The 3,983-nt window shown below is 69.8% G+C and carries 4 protein-coding genes; 2 read left to right on the top strand and 2 right to left on the bottom strand.

Translation table 11 applies throughout. The features are described 5' to 3' along the window. Positions 1-291: 291 nt before the first annotated feature. Positions 292-831 (top strand): FABP family protein, encoded by a 540-nt coding sequence (locus DD1DGNOD_RS23925; RefSeq protein ID WP_131771081.1) that lies wholly within the window; start codon positions 292-294, stop codon positions 829-831. 116 nt (positions 832-947) lie between these two features. On the opposite strand, the gene DD1DGNOD_RS23920 is transcribed toward DD1DGNOD_RS23925, so the two are convergent. Together DD1DGNOD_RS23920 and mshA are read right to left on the bottom strand one after the other, a co-directional pair. Beyond that, entirely contained in the window at positions 948-1,439 is a 492-nt protein-coding gene (locus tag DD1DGNOD_RS23920; RefSeq protein WP_131771079.1) for a YbjN domain-containing protein, read from the bottom strand. 103 nt (positions 1,440-1,542) lie between these two features. Continuing rightward, the gene (gene mshA / locus DD1DGNOD_RS23915) at positions 1,543-2,781 is read right to left on the bottom strand and encodes a D-inositol-3-phosphate glycosyltransferase (protein WP_241255949.1); all 1,239 of its coding nucleotides are present in this window, start codon (positions 2,779-2,781) and stop codon (positions 1,543-1,545) included. 478 nt (positions 2,782-3,259) lie between these two features. Between mshA and DD1DGNOD_RS23910 the strand changes: the two genes are divergently transcribed. After that, a partial coding sequence (locus DD1DGNOD_RS23910; RefSeq protein ID WP_206443393.1) for a class I SAM-dependent methyltransferase occupies positions 3,260-3,983 on the top strand: 724 nt, incomplete at its 3' end.

Raw genomic sequence — 3,983 nt, 5'->3', positions numbered from 1 at the left:
CGTCCGGTCGCGTCCGGTCGCGTCCGGTCGCGTCCGGTCGCGTCCGGGTGGCCCAGGTCCCCGGACCGCTGTCCGACTTGGTTGACGTCACAGAGCCGGAGCCAGCGGGGCGGGAAGGGGTGCCGTCAGGCTAGGCTGGTCCGGTGCTGGAAATATTTTTCACCGCCCTGTTGATCTTTGTGGCGGTGCTCATCGGGTGGTTCTCCGTGTACGCGGTGTACAAGCTGTACTCGGGTCAGCGTTGAGCCTTCTTGCCGCGTCCGCGTCCGTTTTCGCCGTACGGACGTGACCGTGCGGCCCGGGCCGGTGGTCGACCTGCATTCGAGCCTGCTGCCGATCGCTTTTCTCCTGGGTACCTGGCGAGGCGAGGGCGTCGGCGGCTACGAGGGGATGGACGGTTTCCGCTACGGCCAGGAGATCGTGTTTTCCAGCACCGGGCGTCCTGCCCTTTCCTACACGTCCCGGACCTGGTGGATTGGCGAGCCCCGGGACGGGCGCAGCGAGGGCAGTCCGCTGGCGACCGAGGTCGGTTTCTGGCGGGTGCAGCCCGGGGACGGTGACGGACCGCCCACGGTGGAGGTCATGCTCGCCCACCCCTTCGGCATCAGCGAGATCTACGTCGGGGACGTCGTCGGGACGCGGGTGGACCTGCGGTCCAACGTCGTGATCCGGACTGCCACCGCACGCCGGGTGGACCGTTCCCAGCGGTTGTACGGTCTCGTTGCCGACGGTGACCTTGCCTACGCCATCGACATGGAAGCCGAGGGTAAACCGCTCCAGTCGCACCTGTCCGCCCGTCTGCAGCGGGTGCAGCCCACCGACTCGTCTTGACGGGTAGGAGCAGCCCACCGACCGGGTACGGAACAGCCCACCGGCTGCCGGCCCGGCGTGACCGGGCTTGCCGCAGGGGTCTGCGATGGCCGGCTTCGTCCGGGTCGCCAGCGGTTTCAGCCGCGCATCCGGGAGCCGGCTTCGGCGGCGATCCGGGCGCGCCAGGCCTTCTCCCGCTCGATGGCGCCGGCGAACCCGAGGGCGACCGCCGGATCGAAGTTCTCGTCCGAATAGGTGCGGGTGCAGCCGAGCACACGGTCGATCTCGTCGGCGGTGACTGCCGTCAGCGGGAGCTGGCCGGTGAGGTAGACGTCACCGGCCAGGTCCACCGAGAAGTGCACACCGTAGGTCTTCGCGTTGCGTCCCAGCAGGAACGCGTACGTGCCCGCCGGATTCTCGGCGGGTCTGCGCATGAAGAACGCCTCGATGAGCAGCGTGTGATCTCCCACCACCAGCCAGGTCATCGTCCGGAGTCTGTGCTCGCCCTCCAGGGTGACAAGGAACGATCCCTCGCCCACCCGCTCGTAGGGCAGGTCCATGTCGTCGAGGGCATCGTCGATCAGGCGGTCGATGCGTGCCCGTTCGGCGCTGTCGACAGATAGTGACACCGGCTTCCACCTCCACCATGATCCTCACGGATCGAACGGCTGGATCATTACCGTGGCCACCGGAGATTCCGAGGTCAGGCCAACAACGTCTAACGTACGGGTGTCAGGCCGTCGCCGGGACGATAACCGGTGTCGAAGCGTTACGGTAACCGGCGAGAACACCACGTGCTGTCGTGGACCAGCCGAACTCCACTGCCCGTGCGACCGCGCCGGCAGCCAGCCGCCGCCGGCGGCGCGGTTGACCGACAACCTGGGCCAGGGCGTCCGCGTAGGCGGCCGGGTCGCGTTCTGCCACCAGGATGCCGGAGACGTCGTGGCGGACCGCTGTCCGTAATCCGCCGACCGCGGCCGCGATGACCGGCGTCCCGCACGCCTGGGCCTCCAGCGCGACCAGGCCGAAGCTCTCGCTGTGGCTGGGAACGACGACTGCGCTTGCGGCCCGGTACCAGTCGGCGAGTTCCGGCTGTGGCACCGGCGGCTGCAACCGGACGATGTCGGAGATACCGAGCTCGGCCGCGAGCTTCACCAGCGCGTCAGGGCGGTCCAGGCCGGATCCGCTGGGCCCGCCGACCACCGCGACGATCAGGCGGTCACGCAACGCCGGTTCACGCGCCAGCAGGTGCGCAGTGGCGTGCAGCAGCATGTCGGGCGCCTTCAGCGGCTGGATACGCCCCACGAAGAGCAACAGCAGCGCGTCCGGCGGAATACCGATGCGGCTGCGCGCCGCCGAGGTGTCCCCGGGACGGAACACCTCCAGGTCGACACCGGGCGCCACCACGTCGACCAGGTCGGGGTCGGCGTCGTAGAGATCGACCAGATGGCGCCGTTCGTCCTCGGTGGATGCGATCAGTCGGTTCGAGCCGTCGACGACTCCCTGCTCGCCCGTGATGCGATGTGGTGGATCAGGGCGGTCGCCGTCGGCGAGCGCGCTGTTCTTCACCTTCGCCAGGGTGTGGGCGGTGTGTACCAGTGGGACAGCCCACCTGCTCGCGACCGCGAGCCCAACCTGGCCGGAAAGCCAATAGTGCGAGTGGATGACGTCGAACCAGCCGGGTTCGTGTGCGGCCTCGACCCGAAGCACGGCCGCGGTGAAGGCACACAGCCAGGCAGGAAGATCCTCCCGGCCGACGTCTTCGAACGGCCCGGCTGCGACATGGCGCACCGTGACTCCCGGCGCGAGCGTGACCGCCGGATGCACCTTGCTGCTGGTGGCCCGGGTGAAGATCTCCACTTCGGTGCCGAGCAGGGCCAGCTGCCGGGACAGCTCCACCACATACACGTTCATGCCGCCGGCATCGCCGGTGCCCGGCTGTTCCAGCGGCGACGTGTGCATCGACAGCATGGCGACCCGACGGGGGGAGCCCAACCGGACCCGACGCACCGACCACCTCCACACCGACCTGGACTCACAGACCACCGGACGGCCCGGTTCTGCGAACAACCGATCCGGGGGCTGCATGCCCGGACCCATCCGGCTGCACCCGCCTCGCCCCCGCCAGCGCGGGGCGGCCGCGACCGCGGTCCGTCACCGGATGTCTCCATCTGGGTTTGCCGACCATGTTGTGCTGACATCACCGTCGGTCCGTCGTGGTCCCTCTCCCAGCGGGCACCCGGATTCATCCTGCCAGCGGGCGAGGCAGTGAGGCAGTTGCACGATAGGTGAGATTCACCGGATTTTTTCCGACCTCGGAGGTCGGCCAGGGGCCGCCGGTGCGCGGATGGCCGGACAGCCGGACGGCCGGAGCGTGCATCATGGTTTTCCGCACCTGGCCGCAGGCCCTGGGGACCTGGTGCCCGACCGGCTCTGCGATCGTGAATGCGTGTCAGGTACTTCCCCCGCCCGCCGCCGCGAGCCGCGGCTGGCCGCGGGCCGCGCCAGAGCGCTGGGGCTTGCGACCCGCGGGACGACCGGTCCCAACCGCCTGCGCCGGGTCGATCGTTGGATCGTCGGGACGCAGGCAGCCCGGCTGCGCGCCGCCCCTAGCCCGCTTGTCGTCGATCTCGGTTACGGTTCGTCACCGGTCACCACGGTGGAGCTGTACGAGCGGCTCAGCCGCGTCCGGCCTGACGTTCGGGTCGTCGGGCTGGAGATCGACCGGGAGCGGGTGGCTGCGGCGGCCGCGCGTCCTCCGGGGCTGGCTTTTGCCCGCGGCGGCTTCGAGCTCGCCGGGCTGCGCCCGGTGTTCGTCCGTGCGATGAACGTGCTGCGCCAGTATGAGGAGGCGGCGGTCGGCCCGGCCTGGGCGGCGATGCTCGACCGGATCGTCGCCGGCGGCCTGCTGATCGAGGGCACCTGCGACGAGATCGGCCGGCGCGCCTGCTGGTTTGCCGTCGATCGCCCGCCCGGGACGTCCGAACGGCTTGAGGGGTCCGAACGGCTCGGGATGTCCGAACGACTCGAGGGGACCGGACGGCTCGGGACGTCCGGACGCCCGGAGACGACGCAACCGGAGCCCCGAAGCTGCACGCTCACCCTGGCCGCGCATCTGCCGAGTCTTGCGCGTCCGTCCGAACTGGCCGAACGGCTGCCCAAGTCGCTGATCT

The organism is Candidatus Protofrankia californiensis (assembly GCF_900634765.1).
Classification (GTDB): Bacteria; Actinomycetota; Actinomycetes; order Frankiales; family Frankiaceae; genus Protofrankia; species Protofrankia californiensis.
Note: the sequence above shows the minus strand (reverse complement) of the source record. Positions and strands in the feature narration are given on the sequence as shown.